We start from the raw sequence: 21,168 nt of genomic DNA on the forward strand, positions 1-21,168 counted from the left end.
CATGGTGCCTGGTTGGGTGCCGGCTCGGCGTGAGTACGAACCTTGTCAGAGGGGTTGTGGAAAGTGTTGGGTTGGTGTCTGGTTGGGTGTCGGCACGTTGTTGGGTCCTGAGGGAACGGTTTGTTTCTTCTGGGTTGGCAGGCCTTGCGCCGGCTGCATGAGTTTCGTGTGGTTGGTGGGGGTTGCTGTGTGTTGTTTGAGAATTGCATAGTGGACGCGAAGCATCTGTAGTGCTCTGTAAGCATTTCTGAGATTTGTTCTTAGTATTTTGTGTAAGTTTTTAAGAGCGTACGGTGGATGCCTTGGCACCAGGAACCGATGAAGGACGTAGGAATCTGCGATAAGCCTCGGGGAGTCGATAACCAGACTGTGATCCGAGGATTTCCGAATGGGGGAACCCCGCACCATTCATGTGGTGTGACCCGCATCTGAACTCATAGGGTGTGTGGAGGGAACGTGGGGAAGTGAAACATCTCAGTACCCACAGGAAGAGAAAACAACAGTGATTCCGTGAGTAGTGGCGAGCGAAAGCGGATGAGGCTAAACCGCGGTTGTGTGATACCTGTCAGGGGTTGCAGTCGTGGGGTTGTGGGGCCGTTCTTACCAGTGCTGACATGCTGGTGGGCAGTTAGAAATGGCGCGTGTAGACGAACAATCTTGAATGGTTGACCGTAGAGGGTGTAAGTCCTGTAGTCGAAACATGTGTCACTGTCTTGGATGTGTTCCCAAGTAGCACCGGGCCCGTGAAATCCGGTGTGAATCTGGCAGGACCACCTGCTAAGCCTAAATATTCCCTGGTGACCGATAGCGGACTAGTACCGTGAGGGAAAGGTGAAAAGTACCCCGGGAGGGGAGTGAAATAGTACCTGAAACCGTGCGCTTACAATCCGTCAGAGCCTGCCTTTGGGTGGGTGATGGCGTGCCTTTTGAAGAATGAGCCTGCGAGTTAGTGCTCAGTGGCGAGGTTAACCCGTGTGGGGTAGCCGTAGCGAAAGCGAGTCCGAAGAGGGCGCCTATAGTCGCTGGGTCTAGACCCGAAGCGGAGTGATCTACCCATGGCCAGGTTGAAGCGACGGTAAGACGTCGTGGAGGACCGAACCCACTTAGGTTGAAAACTGAGGGGATGAGCTGTGGGTAGGGGTGAAAGGCCAATCAAACTCCGTGATAGCTGGTTCTCCCCGAAATGCATTTAGGTGCAGCGTCGCGTGTTTCGTGCCGGAGGTAGAGCTACTGGATGGCTGATGGGCCTCACCAGGTTACTGACGTCAGCCAAACTCCGAATGCCGGTACGTGAGAGCGTGGCAGTGAGACTGTGGGGGATAAGCTTCATAGTCGAGAGGGAAACAGCCCAGATCACCAGCTAAGGTCCCTAAGCGTGTGCTAAGTGGGAAAGGATGTGGAGTTGCTGTGACAACCAGGAGGTTGGCTTAGAAGCAGCCACCCTTTAAAGAGTGCGTAATAGCTCACTGGTCAAGTGATTCCGCGCCGACAATGTAGCGGGGCTCAAGCACATCACCGAAGCTGTGGCAATCACACATCACCCTGACCTTGTGTCCAGGGGTGTGGTTGGGTAGGGGAGCGTCGTGTGGGCGGTGAAGCGGCCGAGTGATCGAGTCGTGGAGGCCACACGAGTGAGAATGCAGGCATGAGTAGCGAATGACGGGTGAGAAACCCGTCCGCCGAATAACCAAGGGTTCCAGGGTCAAGCTAATCTGCCCTGGGTAAGTCGGGACCTAAGGCGAGGCCGACAGGCGTAGTCGATGGACATCCGGTTGATATTCCGGAACCGGCGAAGGACCGCCCATATCGAATCAGGGGATGCTAACCACCCAAACCATGACGTTTGTTCACCTTCGGGTGGGCGTGTTTGTGGGGAGCGTGGGACCCGATCTTGTAGTAGGTAAGCGATGGAGTGACGCAGGAAGGTAGCCTCCGCGGGGCGATGGTTGTCCCCGTCCAAGACTGTAGGGCGACTGGTAGGCAAATCCGCCAGTCATGTGCCTGAGAGTTGATGGTGACCACGAATGTGGGAAGTAGGGTGATCCTATGCTGCCGAGAAAAACTTCTAGCGAGGTTCGAGCCGCCCGTACCCTAAACCGACTCAGGTGGTTAGGTAGAGAATACTAAGGCGATCGAGTGAATCGTGGTTAAGGAATTCGGCAAAATGCCCCCGTAACTTCGGGAGAAGGGGGGCCCAATCCTTGAAGTGACTTGCTCACTAGGGGTGAGGGCCGCAGAGACCAGGGAGAAGCGACTGTTTACTAAAAACACAGGTCCGTGCGAAGAAGTAATTCGATGTATACGGACTGACGCCTGCCCGGTGCTGGAACGTTAAGGGGACCGGTTAGCCTTTGGGCGAAGCTGAGAACTTAAGCGCCAGTAAACGGCGGTGGTAACTATAACCATCCTAAGGTAGCGAAATTCCTTGTCGGGTAAGTTCCGACCTGCACGAATGGCGTAACGACTTCTCCACTGTCTCAACCGCGAACTCGGCGAAATTGCACTACGAGTAAAGATGCTCGTTACGCGCAGCAGGACGGAAAGACCCCGGGACCTTTACTACAGCTTGGTATTGGTGTTCGGTACGGCTTGTGTAGGATAGGTGGGAGACTGTGAAGCATGCACGCCAGTGTGTGTGGAGTCATCGTTGAAATACCACTCTGGTCGTTCTGGGCTCCTAACCTCGGTCCGTGATCCGGATCAGGGACAGTGCCTGGTGGGTAGTTTAACTGGGGCGGTTGCCTCCCAAAAGGTAACGGAGGCGCCCAAAGGTTCCCTCAGCCTGGTTGGCAATCAGGTTTTGAGTGTAAGTGCACAAGGGAGCTTGACTGTGAGACAGACATGTCGAGCAGAGACGAAAGTCGGGACTAGTGACCCGGCGGTGGCTTGTGGAAGCGCCGTCGCTCAACGGATAAAAGGTACCCCGGGGATAACAGGCTGATCTTGCCCAAGAGCTCATATCGACGGCATGGTTTGGCACCTCGATGTCGGCTCGTCGCATCCTGGGGCTGGAGTAGGTCCCAAGGGTTGGGCTGTTCGCCCATTAAAGCGGTACGCGAGCTGGGTTTAGAACGTCGTGAGACAGTTCGGTCCCTATCCGCTGTGCGCGTAGGAAACTTGAGAAGACCTGTCCCTAGTACGAGAGGACCGGGATGGACGAACCTCTGGTGTGTCAGTTGTTCTGCCAAGGGCACCGCTGATTAGCTACGTTCGGAAGTGATAACCGCTGAAAGCATCTAAGCGGGAAGCACGCTTCAAGATGAGGTTTCCATCACCCTTGTGGTGGGGAGGTTCCCAGTAGACTACTGGGTTGATAGGCCGGATGTGGAAGCACAGTAATGTGTGTAGCTGACCGGTACTAATAAACCGATAACTTACCAAAAACTCGTTCTTACAGGTTTGTGCTGCAGAATTTGAGTCTTCGCGTTCACTATGCAATATCTGAAACAACACGCAACACCACACAATTGTGGGTGGTGTCGGCTGATAGTTTCATAGTGTTACGGCGGTCATAGCGAAGTGGGAAACGCCCGGTTACATTCCGAACCCGGAAGCTAAGCCCTTCAGCGCCGATGGTACTGCACTCGGTAGGGTGTGGGAGAGTAGGACACCGCCGGACTTCACCTCAAATTGGAGGGTTGTCCCCGTGATGGTCGACAAGACCCGGGGACAACCCTCCAATTTCCATTTGACGTGGAAGAATGGGCTGTTGCGAGCCCCCGAGCAGGACAGTTCGAAGGAGATTGGTGTGACGGACGAGCAGCCCGACAAGGCAGACGAGCAGGGCCGTTCCGGTCGCTGGTCCCGAGCACGCTCCGAAGGTAATGGCGACAACAGGCCGGAGCGCGGCGAATCACGTGACCGTGGTCGCGACGGCGGCCGGCGAGAGGACCGTCCGCGGCGCGATGGTGACGACCGCGGCCGTGGCGGCTACCCGCGGCGTGACCGTGACGATCGTCCGCAGCGCTCCGGGGGTTCGTTCCCCCGTCGCTCCGACGGTGATCGGCGCGATGGACGGCGTGACGACCGTGACGGTGACCGACGTGACGACCGTCGTGGAGGCTACGAGCGCCGTGACGATCGACGGGGCGGCTATGACCGTCGCGACGACCGACGGGACGACCGGCAGGGTGAACGCCGAGGTGGCTTCGAACGTCGCGACGACCGTGGACGCGGAGGTCGCGACGATCGTGGTGGCTACCGCGGAGCAGACAACCGCGGTGGACGTTCGGATGGTCGGCGCGACGACCGGCGTGATGGTCGGCGCGACGACCGGCGTGATGACCGGCGCGGAGGCTATGGCGGACGGGATGATCGCGCGGGCGGCTACCGCGGTTCCGACAACCGGAGCAACGAGCGCCGAGGCGGATACGGGGAACGCTCCGAGCGCCGTGACGACCGCGACCGCGGGTTCCGCGGGGGTGACAACCGTGGCGGCGGTTACGGACGTGGGCGTGATGACCGGCGTGACGACCGTGGCGGGCGTTGGAGCGACGACCGCCGTGGTGGCGGGCCGCGTCGCGACGACAACCGCCGTGGCGGCGACTTCGATCGAGCACGTCGGGACGACCGTGGTGACCGTGGCGGTCAGGGCCGTGGACGTTTCGACGACCGGCGTGATGACCGGCGCTCCGACGATCGATCGGATCGTCCCGAGGGCGGACCGCGCAGCTGGGAGCGCGGGCTCGACGAGCAGGGCCGGCGTGACAAGCGCCGCGAGCCGGTGTTGCCCGAGGGCGTGACCGGCAAGGAACTCGACCGCAGCGTGTGGCAGCAGTTGCGCACCCTGTCGGCAGAGAACGCCGAAGGCGTCGCGGCCCATCTCGCCGCGGCAGCGATCCTGCTCGAAGACGACGAGGACCGCGCGCTCGAGCACGCCGAACACGCTGCGCGGCGCGCGGGCCGGGTTCCCGCCGTCCGCGAAGCTCTCGGCCTTGTGCGCTACCGCCGCGGGGAGTTCACCGATGCGCTGCGGGAGTTCAAGACCGCGCGCCGACTGTCGGGGTCTGATCATTTGCTGCCCTACATGGTCGACTGCGAACGAGGCCTCGGCCGTTACGACCGCGCGCTCGACCTGGCTGCCTCCCCGGAGGCGAAGCGCCTTGCTCAGGACGACGCGATCGAACTTGCGATCGTGGTCTCCGGTGTGCGTCGCGACATGGGACAGCCCGACGCTGCGCTCATCGGATTGCGGATCCCTGCCCTCGAGAAGGCCGGCCGCCAGCCGTGGGCATCGCGACTGCTGTACGCCTACGCCGAAGCGCTGCTTGCGACCGGCGACGAGTCGGCCGCCCGCGAGTACTTCGCCCGGTCGGCGAGCGCGGACGAGGACGGCCTCACCGATGCGTACGAGCGGGTCGCCGAACTCGACGGTGTCGACATGCTCGACCTGCTCGGCGACGAAGAGGACGTCGACGACCTGCTCACCCCGGAGCGTCCGGGTGGACCGGTGGATCTGGACGACGATGAACTCGACGGCCAGGTCATGGGTGACGACACTCACGAGGACGAGCCCGAAGAGTCTGACGGCGCCGAGGACGACGCGTACGAGAAGGACGACGCGTACGCGGAGCAAGCCGACGACGACGTGGACGCTGAAGAGTCCGACGACGACGCAACCGACGAGGCTGACCGGGACGGCGACCCCAGCTGAGCCGAATGCACGAAGGAGGCCCCCGACCATCCACAGGAGACGGCCGGGGGCCTCTTTCGTGCATCACAGCCTCGGTGTCGGCGGGGCGTTGTCCACACAACGGTGGTCGCAGAGTTCTCGAGCCGGTGTGCAGCAGCGATGCTGCACTCACCAGACACCAGGAGGACTCATGACCACGACACCGCCGCCCGACACCCTCGTCCACTGCAACGAGGTTCATCTCATCGGAGTTGTCCGAGCAGAACCGGAGGTTCGCACACTGCCCAGCGGCGACGAGATCGTCGCCCTTCGGGTCGCCGTCGAGCGGGCTGCGGCCGACCGGCGCAGTGCACGCAGTCCGCGCAGCGATTTGTTCGACGTCACCTGCTTCAGCGCGGCGACCCGCCGCACCGGGCGCTCCCTGGCCGACGGTGACCTCGTCGAACTTCGCGGGGCGATGCGCCGAAATGTGCGCCGCGGTCCCGGCGGGGTCACCAGCCGGATGGATCTCGAAGCCCGCACCCTCAGCCGTCGATCACCCCGCCGAAGCGCCGGGTGAGAATGGGGGGCATGGACTCCCTGCTCAGCCGGTACGACGCGTTGGTGTGCGACCTGGACGGGGTGATCTACCGCGGCCCGGAGCCGGTGCCGTATGCCATCGAGTCGGTCGAAGCCGCTGGTGGTGCCGGTGTGAAGGTTGCCTATGCCACCAACAACGCTTCCCGCCCGCCGGCCGAGGTGGCCGAGCACCTGCGCGAGCTCGGCCTGACGACCGACGACTCGGCTGTGATCAACAGTTCGATGGCCGGAGCCGATCACTTGGCGCGACACCTCCATGAGGGCGCGACCGTTCTGGCCGTGGGTGGCGACGGGGTGCGTCTTGCGTTGTCCGACAAGGGTTTCCGGGTCGTGACGGGGTTGAAGTCCGAGCAGCCGGCGGCGGTGCTGCAGGGGTACGGCCCGAAGGTGACCGCACAAGACCTCGCCCATGTCGCGTATGCGGTGCAGCGTGGCGCGCGGTGGGTGGCGACCAACACCGACCGCACATTGCCGACGGCCCAGGGCACCGCCCCCGGTAACGGGGCGCTCATCGGCGCCGTCCGCGAGGCGGTCGACGTCGACCCGGAAGTGGTCGGCAAGCCCGGACCGTTGATGTACACGATGGCCGCAGCACGGCTCGGGTCGAGCGCTGCACGCACGCTGGGTATCGGCGACAGGCTCGAGACCGATGTCGCCGGCGCCCACGCCGCAGGAATGGATTGCCTCCACGTGCTCACGGGTGTGCATGGCCCCACCGATCTCATTGCGGCGCCGGCCGATCTGCGTCCTCGTTATGTCGCCGACGATCTCCGTGCGCTGCACGACCCGTACGACGAGCCGCGCCGCCGCGACGACGGGTGGCAACTGGGCGCCGCACGGGCGCGACTGGACGGTGAAGGTGGCGACGCCTGCCTCGAGGTGCGTGGAACGATCACCGGACAGGAACGTCTCCGGCTCGTGCTGGCGGTGCTTTGGGAAGGCGTCGACACGGGCATGATCGACCGCACCGAAGCAGTGAACCTTTGGGTTACGAGCAAGTAGGCTCTAGCCGAACAAGTCACCTATCAGGAGCGGCCATGGGTCTCGACAGCGTGCGCGCAGCACTGCAAATTCTTTCCGGCGCAGGGGAACTCACGCGCGCCAAGGCGACGGAGGCGGCGCAGACCTTGCTGGCCGTGACCGGGCTGGAAAAGCCGGCCGGTCGGGCCGGTGCGGTGGCCGGCCAGGTCTCGACCCTGGCGGACGAACTCATCGCTGCCGCGGCGGCCAACCGTCAGTTGATCAGTGAGACGGTGCAGGCCGAGATCGCCGGTCAGCTGGAGAAGGTCGGACTGTCGACGCTCGCCGAACTCGGCAACGCCCAGCAGGAGATCGACCGACTGAGCCAGGAACTGCGTGCGCTGCGCGCAAGCATCGCCGGCGGCACCGCAACCCTCGCGGGAATTGCGACCACCGGCGCCCGCGGCGCGGCCGCGCGTGCAGTGCCCGGTCGCCGCAGCAAGAGCATCCCCGCGCCCGCTGTTGAAGTTCCGGCAGCCGTGGACGAGACCGAGCCGTCCGCCGAGCCCGTTACCAAGGCTGCTTCCAAGGCCGCGTCGAAGACCCCCTCGCGCGCTGCGGTGAAGAAGGCTGCGAAGTCGGCGCCCGCCGCGCAGGCCGCGAAGTCGGCGCCCGCCGCGAAGGCTCCCGCGAAGAAGACCGTGGGCAAGACGGCCAGCAAGGCCGCTGCGACCCCGGCAGGTGCGGGCACCGCGAAGAAGTCGGTTGCGACGACCGCCGCCACGTCGACCGCTGCGAAGAAGTCGGCGGCAAAGGCGTCCGTTGCTCAGCCTGCCAAAAAGACTGCGACCAAGAAGACTGCGACCAAGAAGACTGCGACCAAGAAGACTGCGACCAAGAAGGCTGCGACCAAGAAGGCTGCGGCGAAGTCGACCGGCACGCAGCAGGCGAAGACCGCTGCTGCCAAGAAGTCGGCCACCAACGCCGCTGCCACGCCTGCGAAGTCGGCGGCCAAGACTGCGAGCCCCACCACGAAGGCGACCGGCACGAAGGCAACCCCGGCGAAGACCGTGGCTGCGAAGAGCACCGCGACGAAGGCGGCACCGGCGACGAAGGCTGCGACGAAGAGCTCGGCGGCCAAGACGACCGGCACCGCGAAGTCTGCGACGACGAAGGCGTCGCCGGCTCCGGCGAAGTCGACCACCAAGAAGGCTGCACCCGCCAAGAAGGCTGCACCCGCCAAGAAGACGATGCCTGCCAAGGCGGCGACGGCGTCCTCGGGCAGCACCACCGCAACGTCGGCTAAGAAGGCAGCGACCGACACCGCCCCGAAGCCGCAGACGACCAAGGCCACCGAGGTCGAGACCGCACCGACGAGCACTGCGTCTGCGAGCACCGCACAGGCAAGCACCGCCACGTCGACGAACTCGGCCCCCGAGGTGCCGACCGCACCCGCCACGCCGTCGTCGGTCGCGACGCCGTCGACGGCCACCGTCGCGGCGGACTCGACGTCCACCACGTCGGCAGCCGACCCGGCCGCGGCGGACGCCTCGAAGGCTGCGGCCACCGAGCCCGCGAAGGACGCTGCGTCGACCTCCGACAAGCCGTCCGCCTCGAGCACCGGCGCTCCGGCTGCCGACACGACGACCGCGCCGTCGGCACAGGCCCCCGCCGCCGAGACCGGCGCGCCGGAGTCTGCGGAGGCGAAGGACGAACCGGCGAACAACGAGGCGGCGCCGTCCACGAATGTCTGAGTCGAACGTTCCGAAGCCCGGCCCGGTCGCGCCCGCCCATGAGCGCGGCGCGGCCGAGATCGACGACGCGATGAGCCGCGTGCGGGCGTTGCCGAGCACGTCGGCCGACGCGGAGGGACAGCTGCCCGAGATCGATCTCGACGAACAGATCGAAACGCTCGGCGCCGCCCACGACACCCTGCGACGGCAGCTGTCCAGCATCGATCGATGACGGCCGGTGAGCCTGCGATGACCGGTTCGGAAATGGTCGACCAGGCGCTGGTCACTCGAGGATTGGCGAGGTCGCGCGCGGTGGCGCGCGACCTCGTCCTCGCCGGCCGGGTGCGGTCTGGTGCCGACACGATCGACAAGCCGTCGGTCAAGGTCACCCCCGACACCGAACTCGAGGTGGTCGGCGAGGTCGACCCGTGGGTCGGCCGGGCGGCGCACAAGCTGCTCGGTGCGCTGGCCGCGTTCGGGGAGGTCGACCCGGCGGGGCTGCGGGCGATCGACGTCGGTGCATCGACCGGCGGTTTCACCCAGGTGTTGCTGAGCCGCGGCGCCGCGGTCGTCGAGGCCGTCGACGTCGGGCACGGGCAACTGGCCCCTGCAGTGCGGGACGACGACCGCGTGCGTGACCACTCGGGAACCACCGTGCGCGGCATCGATCCGGAGACGATCGGTGGACCCGCCGACCTCGTCGTCACCGACCTCAGCTTCATCTCGCTCACGCTGGTCGCCGCCGATCTCGCGCGGCTGCTCACGGACGACGGGCACCTGGTCGCGCTGGTGAAACCACAGTTCGAGGTGGGTCGCGAGCGGCTCGGTCACGGTGGTGTGGTGCGCTCACCGCGCGAGCGTGCGCGCGCCGTCCGTGCAGTGCTGGAAGCTATCGACGCCGCAGGGCTGACCGTGCACGGTCTTGATCGCAGTGTGGTTGCGGGCACCACCGGCAACCAGGAGTACCTGCTGTGGGCGCGCAAGCGCCCGGCAGGCAAGATGGACGACGCCGCGATCGCGGCCTTCGTGACGACGATCGAGCAGGAGGACGGATGACCCGGCGCGTGCTGCTCATCGGCCACCCCGGGCGGGAGCAGGCCCGACAGGCCGCGTGCGAACTCGTCTCCGAACTGGCCGCGCAGCAGATCGAGGTCACCGGCGACGAGGAGGAACTGCGCGCTTTCGGCGTGCTCGACAACCCGAACGTCGTGCCCCAGACCGGCACGCCCGGTGAAGGATGCGAGCTGGCCGTGGTGCTCGGCGGCGACGGCACGATCCTGCGCGCCGCCGAGACGGTGCGCGACGCGTGCACGCCGCTGCTCGGCATCAACCTCGGTCACGTCGGCTTTCTCGCCGAGGCCGAGCGCGACAACGTGCGCGAGGCGGCCCAGCGCATCGTCGACCGCAGTTGGACCGTCGAGGAGCGCGAGACGCTCGAGATCGACGTCAGCGTCGACGACGAAATCGTCTGGAACAGCTGGGCGCTCAACGAGGCGTCGGTCGAGAAGGCGTCCCGGGAACGGATGATCGAACTCGTCGTCGAGATCGACGGCCGACCGTTGTCGACCTGGGGTTGCGACGGAGTCGTGATCAGCACCCCGACCGGTTCGACCGCGTACGCGTTCTCCGCCGGGGGACCGGTCGTCTGGCCGGGTGTCCAGGCCTTCCTGGTATGTCCGATCTCGGCGCACGCATTGTTCGCGCGTCCGCTGGTGCTCAGCCACGACGTGCGGGTCGCCATCGAACTGTCCCCGAGCGGACAGGGCCGGGCGGTCGTGTGGTGCGACGGACGCCGCAGCTTCGACCTGCCCGAAGGCGCACGAATCGCCGTGCGGCGTAGCGAACTTCCCGTGCGTCTCGCCCGCCTCGCCCAGTCACCGTTCACCGACCGCCTGGTCGCGAAGTTCGACCTGTCGGTGACCGGTTGGCGCGGCGCCCGCGAGGTGCGTTGATGCTGCGTGAGATCCGCATCCGGGATCTGGGCGTCATCGACGACGCGACCCTGCCGTTCGCGCCCGGACTCAACGTGCTGACCGGCGAGACCGGTGCCGGCAAGACGATGGTCGTGCAGGGGCTCGGACTCCTGCTCGGCGGACGCGCGAGCGCGGGACTCGTGCGTGATGGCGCGGCATCGTGCGTCGTCGAAGGTGTACTCGACCTGCCGGCCGACCATCCGGCGGTGGTGCGCGCCGACGAAGCCGGTGGCGAACTCGACGAGGGTGAACTGCTGCTGGCCCGGTCGGTGGCCGAGGGCGGACGTTCCCGAGCCTGGGTCGGCGGCCGCAACGCCCCGGTGGGGGTGCTCGGCGAGATCGGTGAACGGATCGTCGCCGTGCACGGCCAGGCCGACCAGTGGCGACTGCAACGCCCCGATCAGCACCGCGAGGTGCTCGACGACTTCGGCGGCAAAGCCGTCCGCACCTGCCTGGAGCGCTACACCGCAGTGCACCGCGAACGACTCGCGGTGCACAAGGAACTGCAGGAGTTGCGCACCCACGCCCGCGAACGAGCGATGCGGCTCGATCAGTTGACGGCGTCGCTGGAGGAGATCGAGGCGGTCGACCCGCAACCCGGCGAAGACGTCGCGCTCGCCGAGGAGTCGATGCGACTGGAGCATCTCGATGCGCTGTTCGCCGCGGCGGCCGGTGCACACGGCGCGATCAGCGGCACCGACGACATCGATGACCGCAGTGCACTCACCCAACTCGGCACGGCGTCGGCCGCGCTGGCCCGGGCGACCGACCACGACCCGGCACTCGGCGCGTTGCACACCCGCCTGAGCGAACTCAGTGTGCTGCTCACCGACCTCGCCGCCGATCTCCAGGGCTACCTGCAGAACCTCGATGCCGATCCGGCGCGGGTGGAACAGGTGCAGGAACGTCGCGCCGCGATCGGCACCTTGCTCCGCAAGTACGGCAGCACGGTCGAGGAGGTGCTCGCCTGGTCGCAGCAGGCGGCCGCGGAGAGCACCGACCTGGCCGGATCCGACGACCGAATCGCCGCGCTGGCCGCCGACGCCGAACGCCTCGACGGCGAGATCGCCTCTGCCGCAACGGCACTCACCAACGCGCGCACCAAGGCCGCCGCTCGCCTCGGCAAGGAGGTCACCGCCGAACTGGCACACCTCGCGATGGGTTCGGCGAAGGTCGAGGTCGTGGTCGAGCCACGGCAGGGTGACTACGGCGCCACCGGTGTCGACGACGTCGAGATCCGTCTGGCCGCCAACAAGGGCGGCAAGGCACGCAGCGTCACCAAGGCGGCGTCCGGTGGTGAGTTGTCGCGGGTGATGCTCGCCATCGAGGTCGTCACCGCCGCCGGCGGGGTGCCGACGTTCGTCTTCGACGAGGTCGACGCGGGTGTCGGTGGATCGGCGGCACTCGACATCGGTGCCCGGCTGAAGGCCTTGGCAGCACACGCGCAGGTGCTCGTCGTCACCCACCTCGGCCAGGTCGCGGCGTACGCCGACCGGCACCTGGTGGTGCGCAAGCAGCACGACGGCCACATCACCGTCAGCGATGTCGCGGTCGTCGAAGGCGACGAACGCCGTCGTGAACTGGCCCGGATGCTCGGCGGCGTCAGCGACAGCGACGCCGCGCTGGCACACGTCGACGAACTGCTCGAGCAGGTCGCCTCCGCGGCTTCGGCGCCGCGTGCTGGCAGCATGGACGCGTGAGGAGCAAGCTGCGCCGGGCCGCGCCGGTGCCGGAGAACACTCTCGGTCGCATCCAGGTCGACCGACGCACCAAGGACCTCACCAAGCGTCTGCGGCAGGGCGATATCGCGGTCATCAACCACGCCGACATCGATCGGGTGAGTGCCGAGGCGCTCGTCGCCTGCCGCCCGTCCGCCGTGGTCAACGCGGCCCGCTCCTCGACCGGCAGGTATCCCAATGTCGGCCCGGGCATCCTCGTCGCGGCGGGCATCCCGCTGCTCGACGACGTCGGCGAGCAGGTGATGGATGCCGAGCTCGAAGGAGCGACGGGCGTGCTCGTCGACGAGCACTTGATGGTCGACGGCAAGGCCGTGGCCACCGGCACCGTGATGACCGCCGAGTCGGTGGACGAGGCGATGGAGCTCGCCCGGGAGGGGCTGTCGGAGCAGATCGTCGCGTTCGCCGGCAACACGATGGAGTACCTCGAACAGGAACGCGACCTGCTGCTCAACGGCATCGGCCTGCCCGACATCCGCACCGATCTCGACGGTCGACCAGTGCTCATCGTGGTGCGTGGCTACCACTACAAGGAAGACCTTGCGATCCTCAAGCCCTACATCCGCGACTTCAAACCGGTGCTGATCGGCGTCGACGGGGGAGCCGACGCGATCATCGAGGCCGGGCACAAACCCGACATGATCGTCGGCGACATGGACTCCGTCAGCGACGAAACGCTGCGCAGCGGTGCCGAACTCGTCGTCCATGCCTACCGCGACGGTCGCGCACCGGGATTGTCCCGGGTGGAAGAACTCGGCATCAAGGACGCCGTGGTCTTTCCGGCCACCGGCACCAGCGAGGACATCGCGATGCTGATGGCCGACGACGCCGGCGCCGACCTCATCGTCGCGGTCGGCACGCATGCCACGCTGGTGGAGTTTCTCGACAAGGGCCGCGCCGGCATGGCGAGCACCTTCCTCACCCGACTTCGGGTGGGCAGCAAGTTGGTCGACGCGAAGGGCGTGAGTCGCCTGTACCGTTCCAGCATCGGGTGGCCGGCGCTGCTGGTGCTCGTGGTGGCCGGACTCGTGGCGCTGCTCGTGGCCATGTTGTCGACGCCGGCCGGCCAGGCCTTCTTCCAGGTCGTCGGCGCCCGGTGGGACACCTTCTACTCCTGGCTCGAGGGGCTGTTCAGTGATTGATTTCCGGTACCACGTCGTCTCCCTGGTCGCGGTGTTCCTCGCACTCGCGACCGGCATCGTGATCGGCGGGTTCTCACTGCGCGGCGAGGTGGCCGACCAGCTGAACGGGCAGGTCGTTCAACTGCGCAAGGACAAGTCCGAGCTGCAGAACCAGGTCAACCAGGCCAGCATCGGTGGGCGCAAACGGGACGAGGGTGTGGCCGAGGTGGCGCCCAAGGTGCTCGCCGGCGCGCTCGCCGACAAGCGGGTCGCGATCGTGGCGCTGCCCGACACCGACCACGCCCTGGTGAAGTCGGTGAAGCAGACGGTCGGCGTCGCCGGAGGCACGGTGACCACCACCGTTTCGCTGAAGCAGCAATGGATCACGCCGCAGTGGCTCGACTCCGAGCAGGTGCGCACCGACGCTGCCAAGGTCGGCATCGACGCCAAGAGCGTGCCCGCCGAACGGCTCGCCGGTGCGGTGCTTGCCCGCTCGCTGGTGCGCCCCGCCGGCCAGGAGGTGCTGCGCGATCTGGCCGGGTCGGACGCGGCGTCCGTCTCCCCGCAGACCGCGCCGGTGGCCGACGCGGTCGTCGTGGTCTGGCCGGGCATGGTCGACAAGGACGGTGTGGTCAAGAAGTGGTCGGCGTCGGTGTCCGGGATGGGCATCTCGGTCGACGCGGTCGTCGGCGTCTCCAGTGGGTCGGCGCCCAGCGACGGCGGATCGAAACCCGACGCCCTGGTCACCTCGTTGCGCGACACCCCCGAGGTGGTGTCGGTGATGAGCACCATCGACGACGGGTCGATCCCGATCGGTCAGGTCGGTCTGGGCCTCGCCGTACGTGACGAACTGGCCGGCCGATCGGGTCAGTACGGCATGGGACGCGACGCGTCTGCGGTCGTGCCCCGGGTGTCACCGGAGTCGTCGCCGGGCGCCACCCCGTGACGACGGTGGGCCGCACGGTCGCTGCCGTCGGCCTCGCCGTCGCCGGCACGGCAGCAACCTGGGCGATCGCCCATCGGCTGCCCGCGGTGCGGGAACGCTTGTCCCGCACCAACTTCCGCGACGAACCGGTCACCCTCATCGAGGGTCCGGCGCTCGTCGTCGGGCTCACCACCGCGGCGTACGTGGACCCGGCGGTGGCGCTCGCGGCCGCCGGCGCGGGCGTGTTCGGGCTCATCGACGATGTCGCCGGATCGGCCGACCGGCGCGGGCTCAAGGGCCACCTCAGCGGACTCGCCCACGGCGAGGTCACCACCGGCGCACTGAAGATCGTCGGCATCGGAGCCACCGGTGTCGTCGCGGCAGCCCTGCTCGACCGCGGCCGGTGGCGGCTCGTCGGCACCCCGACGGCAGCCGTGCTCATCGCGGCCTCGGCCAACCTGATGAACCTGTTCGACCTGCGTCCGGGGCGTGCGCTCAAGGTGGGTGCACTCGCCGATCTGCCGTTGCTGCTGCGGCGCCCGGAAGTCGCTGTCGTGCCGCTCGCCGCCGGCGCCGTGTTGTTGCCGGCCGACCTTGCCGGCCGGTCGATGATGGGCGACACCGGCGCCAACGCGCTCGGCGCGGCGATCGCGGCCGGCTGGGCGCGCAGTGCCTCCACGCCGGCGCGCATCGCCGCCACCACCGCCGTTGTCGCGCTGATGGTCGCGTCGGAGAAGGTGAGTTTCTCCCGGGTGATCGACGGGCAGCCGGTGTTGCGCGCGATCGACCGGTGGGGGCGCCCGCAGTGAACTCGCGCGCCGGCACCCTGATCGGCGCCGCGTCCACGATCGCCGGTGTCACCCTCGCCAGCCGCGTCGTCGGCTTCGGCCGGTGGCTGGTCTTTTCCCGCGAAGTCGGCGGCACCTGTGTCGGCCAGGCGTACGCCACCGCGAACCAGTTGCCGAACGTGCTCTACGAGGTGACCGCCGGCGGTGCGCTCGCCGCGGTCGTGGTGCCGCTAGTGGCCTCCGCGGTCGAGCGGGGAGACCGGGAGCGAGCCGACCGGATCGCGTCCGCGCTGCTGACCTGGGCGGTCGCCGTGCTGTTGCCGCTGGCCGTGCTCGTGACGCTGTTCGCCAAGCCGATCGCGTCGGCGATGAGCGGCAACGCCACCGGACGCTGCTCGTCGATGGTCGACCTCACCGGCGCGATGCTGGTGGTCTTCGCGCCGCAGGTGCTCCTCTACGGCGTCGGCATCGTGCTGTCGGGCGTGTTGCAGGCCCACCGCCGGTTTCTGGCCGCCGCCCTCGCGCCGCTGCTGTCGAGCATCGTCGTGATCGCGGCCTACCTCGCCTACGGCGCGCTCACCAACGGCCACGACGAATCCGGCGACACCGCCCGCAACGTGCTCGCGTGGGGCACCACCGCCGGGGTGGTCGTGCTGAGCCTGCCGCTGCTGCTCCCGGTGCACCGTGCGGGGGTGCGGCTGCGCCCGCGGTTCGACTTCCCCGACGGTGTCGCGGCGCGGGCACGCCGACTGGCCGGAGCCGGAATGGTCGGCCTGCTGGCCCAACAACTCGCGGTGCTCACCACCATCGGCCTGGCCAACGGACGCGGTGACGTCGGTGCGGTGAACGTCTACAACTACGTGCAGGCGGTCTACCTGCTGCCCTACGCCTTGCTCGCCACCCCGATCGCGATGGCCGCCTTCCCCAGGCTCGCCGGCGACGACGGTCAGCGGGTGCTGGCGCGGGTGCTTCCGCTCGTCGGCGCCACCGGCCTGCTCGGCGCTGCGGCACTCATCGCGATCGCGGGCCCCGTCGGCGGGTTCTTCCGTGCGCTCGATGCACGGCCCGAGGCGATGCACGCGATGACCCCGGCGCTCGCGGCGTACGCCCCGGGTCTGGTCGGGTTCAGCCTGGTCGCCCTGCTCAGCCGGGCGCTCTACACCCGCGGTCACGCGCGCACCGCCGGGCTCGCCGTCGCCGCCGGGTGGCTCGTCGCAGCCCTGGCGCCCTTCGCCGGCCTCATTGGGGTGCAAGCCGATTCAACCCGCACGCTGGTCGTGCTCGGCGCCTGCTCGAGCGTCGGGATGACGGTCGCAGCCGCCGTGCTGGTGGTGCTGGTGCGCCGCGACTGGCCCGACGCCGAACTCGGTGCCGCGGTGCGCTCCTGGGTCCGAGCGGCGATCGCGGCGCTCGTCGCAGGTGCCGCCGGATGCGGTCTCGGCGCGGCGCTCGGGGGAGTGACCGGCTCGCTCGGCGGCGCCGCCCTCGCCGCCGGCATCGTCGGGGCCGTCGTGGTGGCCGTGTTCGTCGGGCTGCTGGCGCGGCTGGATGGGGCGACCGTGCGCGCCGCCAGGTCGGCGCTGCAGCGCTGATCTTGGTTCGATCCGGCGCTGTTGGACGGACGCGGCACGCCGGGTGCACACCCGGCACCGAGCACGGCTGCGCATCGCGTAGACTGGCAGCCCGTGGCGGACACGACGAAGCACATCTTTGTGACCGGAGGCGTCGCCTCCTCTCTCGGTAAGGGTCTGACGGCTTCCAGCCTCGGACATCTCCTCGGCGCGCGGGGCCTTCGGGTCACCATGCAGAAGCTCGATCCCTACATCAACGTCGATCCAGGAACGATGAACCCGTTCCAGCACGGCGAGGTGTTCGTGACCGACGACGGCGCCGAGACCGACCTCGACATCGGGCACTACGAGCGGTTCCTCGACGCGAACCTCGCCGGCAGCGCCAACGTGACCACCGGCAAGGTCTACAGCCGGGTCATCGCCAAGGAGCGCCGCGGTGAGTACCTCGGCGACACCGTCCAGGTGATCCCGCACATCACCAACGAGATCAAGGCACAGATGCGCGCCCAGGCCGGGCCCGACGTCGACCTGATCATCACCGAGATCGGCGGCACCGTCGGCGACATCGAGTCGCTGCCCTTCCTCGAAGCGGCCCGACAGGTGCGGCAAGACCTCGGTCGCGACAACGTGTTCTTCCTGCACGTCTCGTTGGTGCCCTATCTCGCGCCCAGCGGCGAGCTCAAGACCAAGCCGACCCAGCACTCCGTCGCCGCGCTGCGACAGGTCGGCATCCAGCCCGATTCCCTTGTGCTGCGGGCCGATCGGGAGATCCCCGAGTCGATCAAGAAGAAGATCGCCGCGATGTGCGACGTCGACCTCGAGGCCGTCGCCGCGTGCGTCGACGCCCCGAGCATCTACGACATCCCGAAGGTGCTGCACGGTGAGCGGCTCGACGCCTACGTCGTGCGTCGTCTCGGCGTGCCGTTCCAGGACGTCCAGTGGGACGACTGGGACCAGTTGCTGCAGCGCGTCCACAACCCGGAGCACCAGGTCGAGGTGGCACTCGTCGGCAAGTACATCGACCTGCCCGACGCCTACCTGTCGGTCACCGAGGCGTTGCGCGCCGGAGGCTTCCACCACGACGCGAAGGTGAAGATCCGCTGGGTCGCCAGCGACACCTGTACCACCGACGCCGGGGCGGCCAAGTCGCTCGGCGGTGTCGACGCCGTGCTCATCCCGGGCGGGTTCGGAGTGCGCGGCATCGAGGGCAAGCTCGGCGCGCTGAAGTGGGCGCGTGAGCAGCAGGTGCCGACCCTGGGCATCTGCCTCGGTCTGCAGTGCATGGTCATCGAGTACGGCCGCAACGTCGCCGGCATCGCCGAGGCGTCGTCGACCGAGTTCGACCCGCAGACCAGCGCTCCGGTGATCGCCACGATGGAGGAGCAGAAGAACTTCGTCGAGGGCGCGGGTGACCTCGGCGGCACCATGCGCCTGGGTGCGCAGGAGGCCAAGCTCGTCGACGGGTCGGTGGTCGCGACCGCGTACGGCGCCACGACGGTCACCGAGCGACACCGGCACCGCTACGAGGTCAACAACGACTACCTCGACCAGCTGACGAAGGCCGGCCTCGTGGTCAGCGGCACCCACCCCGAGTGGGGCTTGGTGGAGTTCGTCGAGCTGCCCAAGGACGTGCACCCCTACTACGTCTCGACCCAGGCGCACCCGGAGTTCAAGTCGCGCCCGCACCGCGCCCACCCGCTGTTCGCGGGGCTCGTCGGTGCGGCGATCGACCAGCAGCGCGCCGCGCGGCTGGTCGAGGTCGAGCGTCCCAAGGCTGCCGTCGAGGCAGAGAACAACGGCCGCGAAGAGGTTGCGGCACAGTCGAACTCGTGACTCACCCGCAGCTGCCCGCAGACCTGGCCGACCGGTACGAACCGGCACCGGTGCTCGACCGCTCGACCCCGTTCGAGGGGCGGGTGTGGGACGTCGTCACCGACCGGGTCGATCTGGGCGCGGCCGGCACCGTCACCCGCGACTATGTGCAGCACACCGGTGCGGTGGCGGTGGTCGCGCTGCGGGGGGAGCCCGGAGCCGAGGAGGTGCTGCTGATCCAGCAGTACCGCCACCCGGTCGGCACCTTCGACTGGGAGATCCCGGCCGGACTGCTCGACGTCGCCGGCGAAGACCCGCAGGCGGCCGCCGCCCGCGAACTGGCCGAGGAAGCCGACCTCGCGGCCGGTGAGTGGCATGTGCTGGTCGACCTGTTCACCTCGCCGGGTGGCATCTCGGAGAACATCCGCGTGTTCCTGGCCCGTGACGTGCGCCGCAGCGACCCGACCGACTTCGAGCGGGAGGGCGAGGAGGTCGACATGCCGACCGGGTGGCTGCCGCTCACTGCGGCGTCCGACGCCATGCTCGACGGACGCCTGCACAACGCGACCGCGATCGCGGGTGTGCTCGCGGTGCTGCGCTGTGCCGGCGACTATTCCCGACTCCGTCCGGCCGACGCACCGTGGCCGACCCACCCGGCATACCGCTGATGCCGCGCCTGTCGCAGCGGGGGAGTGTGCCGCCCTTCCACGTGATGGAGTTGCTCGCCGCGGCCACCCGGCGCGCCACGACGCACGGCGACGCGATCATGCTGTGTGTGGGGCAACCGTCGACCCCCGCACCCGAGCCGGTGCGCCGCCGGGTCGCAGACCCAGACGCTCGGCTACAGCGAGGCCAAGGGCATCCTCGAGCTACGCACCACCATCGCCGACCACTACGAGCGCACCTACGGCGTGCAGGTCGACCCCGAGCAGGTCGTTGTCAGTTCGGGCAGCTCGGGCGGGTTCAGCACGCTGTTGATGGCCGCCTTCGACGCCGGCGCGACGATCGCGATGACCCGCCCCGGGTACCCGGCCTACCGTAACACCGTCCATGCGCTCGGCCTGAACGTGCTCGACCTCGAATGCGGTGCGGCGCAACGTTTCCAGCCGTCGGTGGCGCAACTCGAGCGCCTTGACGTCAAGCCCGACGGGCTCATCATCGCCAGCCCGGCGAACCCCACCGGCACGATCATCGACCCCGCCGAGCTCGCGGCGATCGCCCGCTGGTGCGAGGCCAACGACGTGCTGCTGCTGTCGGACGAGATCTACCACGGCATCGAGTTCGGCCGACCGACCGCGACGGCATGGCAGACCTCCCGCGAAGCGGTGGTGCTGGGGTCGGTGAGCAAGTTCCATTCGATGACCGGGTGGCGGCTGGGTTGGAACCTCGTGCCGGAGCACCTGGTGCGCCGGGTCGAACTGCTGCAGGGCAACCTGGCGATCTGTGCGCCGGCGGGCTCGCAGGTGGGTGCGGTCGCCGCCTTCACGCCCGAGGCCGAGAGTGAGTTGAAAGGTCACGTTGAGCGTTATGCCCGAAACCGGCAGGTCGTGCTCGACCGTCTGCCGGATATCGGGGTGACCTCCTTCGCCCCGCCGGACGGCGCGTTCTACGCCTACTGCGACATCAGTCACCTCACCGGCGACTCGCAGCAGTGGACCCTCGACATCCTCGATCGCACCGGCGTCGCGCTTGCTCCGGGCGTCGACTTCGACCCCGTCGACGGCCACCGCTTCATGCGGTTGTCGTTCTGCGGATCGACCGACGACCTGCACGTCGCCTTCGACCGGCTCGGCGCAGCTGTCTGACCGCCGCGCGTACCGCGCGGAAAAACTGCCTGTGGAAACCGGCACGCACGCCGGCCGCGCCGCAGACTCCGGGGCATGACATTCACACCACAGCCCGAATCGCATTCCGAAGCCCGCTCGCCCGCCTGGGTCAAGGGCCCCATCGAGACGCACGACTACGCCGAACTGCTCGACCTGTTCGTCGACGACGAAGACCGCAACCGCCGGTCGCTGTGCCTGCTGGTGCTCGATGCGGGAAAGCACCTGGTGCAGCCGATCGTGGTCAACGACCTGCCCGCGCCGGCGCCCTGCCCGACGCAGTTCCTGGAAGGCCTCGCCGCCCATCTGCACGACGGTGACTTCAGCGTGCTCGTCGCCTACGCCCGCCCCGGCGCGCTGCGGCTGACCGGTGAAGACCTGCGCTGGCAGGCGTACGTGTCGGACGCGTTCGGTGCGTCGCTGCTCGGCTGCTACCTGGTCGTGCCCGATGCGGTGCGTGCCTACGCCGACTGCCGGATCGCGGCTTGATCACCGCTTGATCGCTGCTTGAGCCG

General features: G+C 67.7%; 17 protein-coding genes and 2 rRNA genes. All 19 read left to right on the plus strand.

The window, feature by feature from the left end; translation table 11 throughout:
* Positions 1-270: 270 nt before the first annotated feature.
* Positions 271-3,382, plus strand: a 23S ribosomal RNA gene (locus tag DFJ65_RS09705).
* Positions 3,383-3,501: 119 nt separating this feature from the next.
* Positions 3,502-3,619, plus strand: a 5S ribosomal RNA gene (gene rrf, locus DFJ65_RS09710).
* 238 nt (positions 3,620-3,857) lie between these two features.
* Positions 3,858-4,742, plus strand: a complete 885-nt coding sequence (locus DFJ65_RS17790; protein WP_211308409.1) for a hypothetical protein — start codon at positions 3,858-3,860, stop codon at positions 4,740-4,742.
* On the plus strand, positions 4,739-5,653 hold the full coding sequence (locus tag DFJ65_RS17795) for a tetratricopeptide repeat protein (RefSeq protein ID WP_211308410.1): 915 nt from the start codon (positions 4,739-4,741) through the stop codon (positions 5,651-5,653). Before DFJ65_RS17790 ends, DFJ65_RS17795 begins: the two co-directional genes overlap by 4 nt.
* A gap of 169 nt (positions 5,654-5,822) precedes the next feature.
* Positions 5,823-6,191 carry a single-stranded DNA-binding protein gene (locus tag DFJ65_RS09720; protein ID WP_115922853.1) on the plus strand — a complete coding sequence of 123 codons (369 nt, stop codon included), beginning with the start codon at positions 5,823-5,825 and terminating at the stop codon, positions 6,189-6,191.
* A gap of 11 nt (positions 6,192-6,202) precedes the next feature.
* A complete protein-coding gene (locus DFJ65_RS09725; protein ID WP_115922854.1) occupies positions 6,203-7,213 on the plus strand; it encodes an HAD-IIA family hydrolase in 1,011 nt (336 codons plus the stop codon).
* 35 nt (positions 7,214-7,248) lie between these two features.
* Positions 7,249-8,925, plus strand: coding sequence for a hypothetical protein (locus tag DFJ65_RS17475; RefSeq protein WP_170144053.1), 1,677 nt, complete (start codon positions 7,249-7,251; stop codon positions 8,923-8,925).
* Positions 8,918-9,136 carry a hypothetical protein gene (locus DFJ65_RS09735; protein ID WP_115922855.1) on the plus strand — a complete coding sequence of 73 codons (219 nt, stop codon included), beginning with the start codon at positions 8,918-8,920 and terminating at the stop codon, positions 9,134-9,136. Before DFJ65_RS17475 ends, DFJ65_RS09735 begins: the two co-directional genes overlap by 8 nt.
* A complete protein-coding gene (locus DFJ65_RS09740) occupies positions 9,133-9,960 on the plus strand; it encodes a TlyA family RNA methyltransferase (RefSeq protein WP_245950162.1) in 828 nt (275 codons plus the stop codon). The genes DFJ65_RS09735 and DFJ65_RS09740 overlap by 4 nt, the downstream gene beginning before the upstream one ends.
* On the plus strand, positions 9,957-10,856 hold the full coding sequence (locus DFJ65_RS09745; RefSeq protein ID WP_115922857.1) for an NAD kinase: 900 nt from the start codon (positions 9,957-9,959) through the stop codon (positions 10,854-10,856). The genes DFJ65_RS09740 and DFJ65_RS09745 overlap by 4 nt, the downstream gene beginning before the upstream one ends.
* On the plus strand, positions 10,856-12,577 hold the full coding sequence (gene recN, locus DFJ65_RS09750) for a DNA repair protein RecN (protein ID WP_115924225.1): 1,722 nt from the start codon (positions 10,856-10,858) through the stop codon (positions 12,575-12,577). The genes DFJ65_RS09745 and recN overlap by 1 nt, the downstream gene beginning before the upstream one ends.
* Positions 12,574-13,755 carry a putative cytokinetic ring protein SteA gene (steA, locus tag DFJ65_RS09755; protein WP_115922858.1) on the plus strand — a complete coding sequence of 394 codons (1,182 nt, stop codon included), beginning with the start codon at positions 12,574-12,576 and terminating at the stop codon, positions 13,753-13,755. Before recN ends, steA begins: the two co-directional genes overlap by 4 nt.
* Complete coding sequence (locus DFJ65_RS09760; protein WP_115922859.1) at positions 13,748-14,680, plus strand: copper transporter; 933 nt, start codon at positions 13,748-13,750, stop codon at positions 14,678-14,680. The genes steA and DFJ65_RS09760 overlap by 8 nt, the downstream gene beginning before the upstream one ends.
* Complete coding sequence (locus DFJ65_RS09765; RefSeq protein ID WP_211308411.1) at positions 14,677-15,468, plus strand: hypothetical protein; 792 nt, start codon at positions 14,677-14,679, stop codon at positions 15,466-15,468. Before DFJ65_RS09760 ends, DFJ65_RS09765 begins: the two co-directional genes overlap by 4 nt.
* The gene (gene murJ / locus DFJ65_RS09770; RefSeq protein ID WP_170144054.1) at positions 15,465-17,039 is read left to right on the plus strand and encodes a murein biosynthesis integral membrane protein MurJ; all 1,575 of its coding nucleotides are present in this window, start codon (positions 15,465-15,467) and stop codon (positions 17,037-17,039) included. The genes DFJ65_RS09765 and murJ overlap by 4 nt, the downstream gene beginning before the upstream one ends.
* Before the next feature lie 93 nt (positions 17,040-17,132).
* Positions 17,133-18,851 (plus strand): CTP synthase, encoded by a 1,719-nt coding sequence (locus DFJ65_RS09775; RefSeq protein ID WP_115922861.1) that lies wholly within the window; start codon positions 17,133-17,135, stop codon positions 18,849-18,851.
* Positions 18,848-19,498, plus strand: a complete 651-nt coding sequence (locus DFJ65_RS09780) for an NUDIX domain-containing protein (protein ID WP_115922862.1) — start codon at positions 18,848-18,850, stop codon at positions 19,496-19,498. Before DFJ65_RS09775 ends, DFJ65_RS09780 begins: the two co-directional genes overlap by 4 nt.
* A gap of 105 nt (positions 19,499-19,603) precedes the next feature.
* Positions 19,604-20,635: a pyridoxal phosphate-dependent aminotransferase gene (locus DFJ65_RS09785; protein ID WP_342767510.1), complete on the plus strand. Its 1,032-nt coding sequence runs from the start codon at positions 19,604-19,606 to the stop codon at positions 20,633-20,635.
* A gap of 75 nt (positions 20,636-20,710) precedes the next feature.
* The gene (locus tag DFJ65_RS09790) at positions 20,711-21,142 is read left to right on the plus strand and encodes a hypothetical protein (RefSeq protein WP_115922863.1); all 432 of its coding nucleotides are present in this window, start codon (positions 20,711-20,713) and stop codon (positions 21,140-21,142) included.
* The last annotated feature ends 26 nt before the right edge of the window (positions 21,143-21,168 follow it).

Origin of the sequence: Calidifontibacter indicus (assembly GCF_003386865.1) — a bacterium.
GTDB lineage: Bacteria > Actinomycetota > Actinomycetes > Actinomycetales > Dermatophilaceae > Yimella > Yimella indica.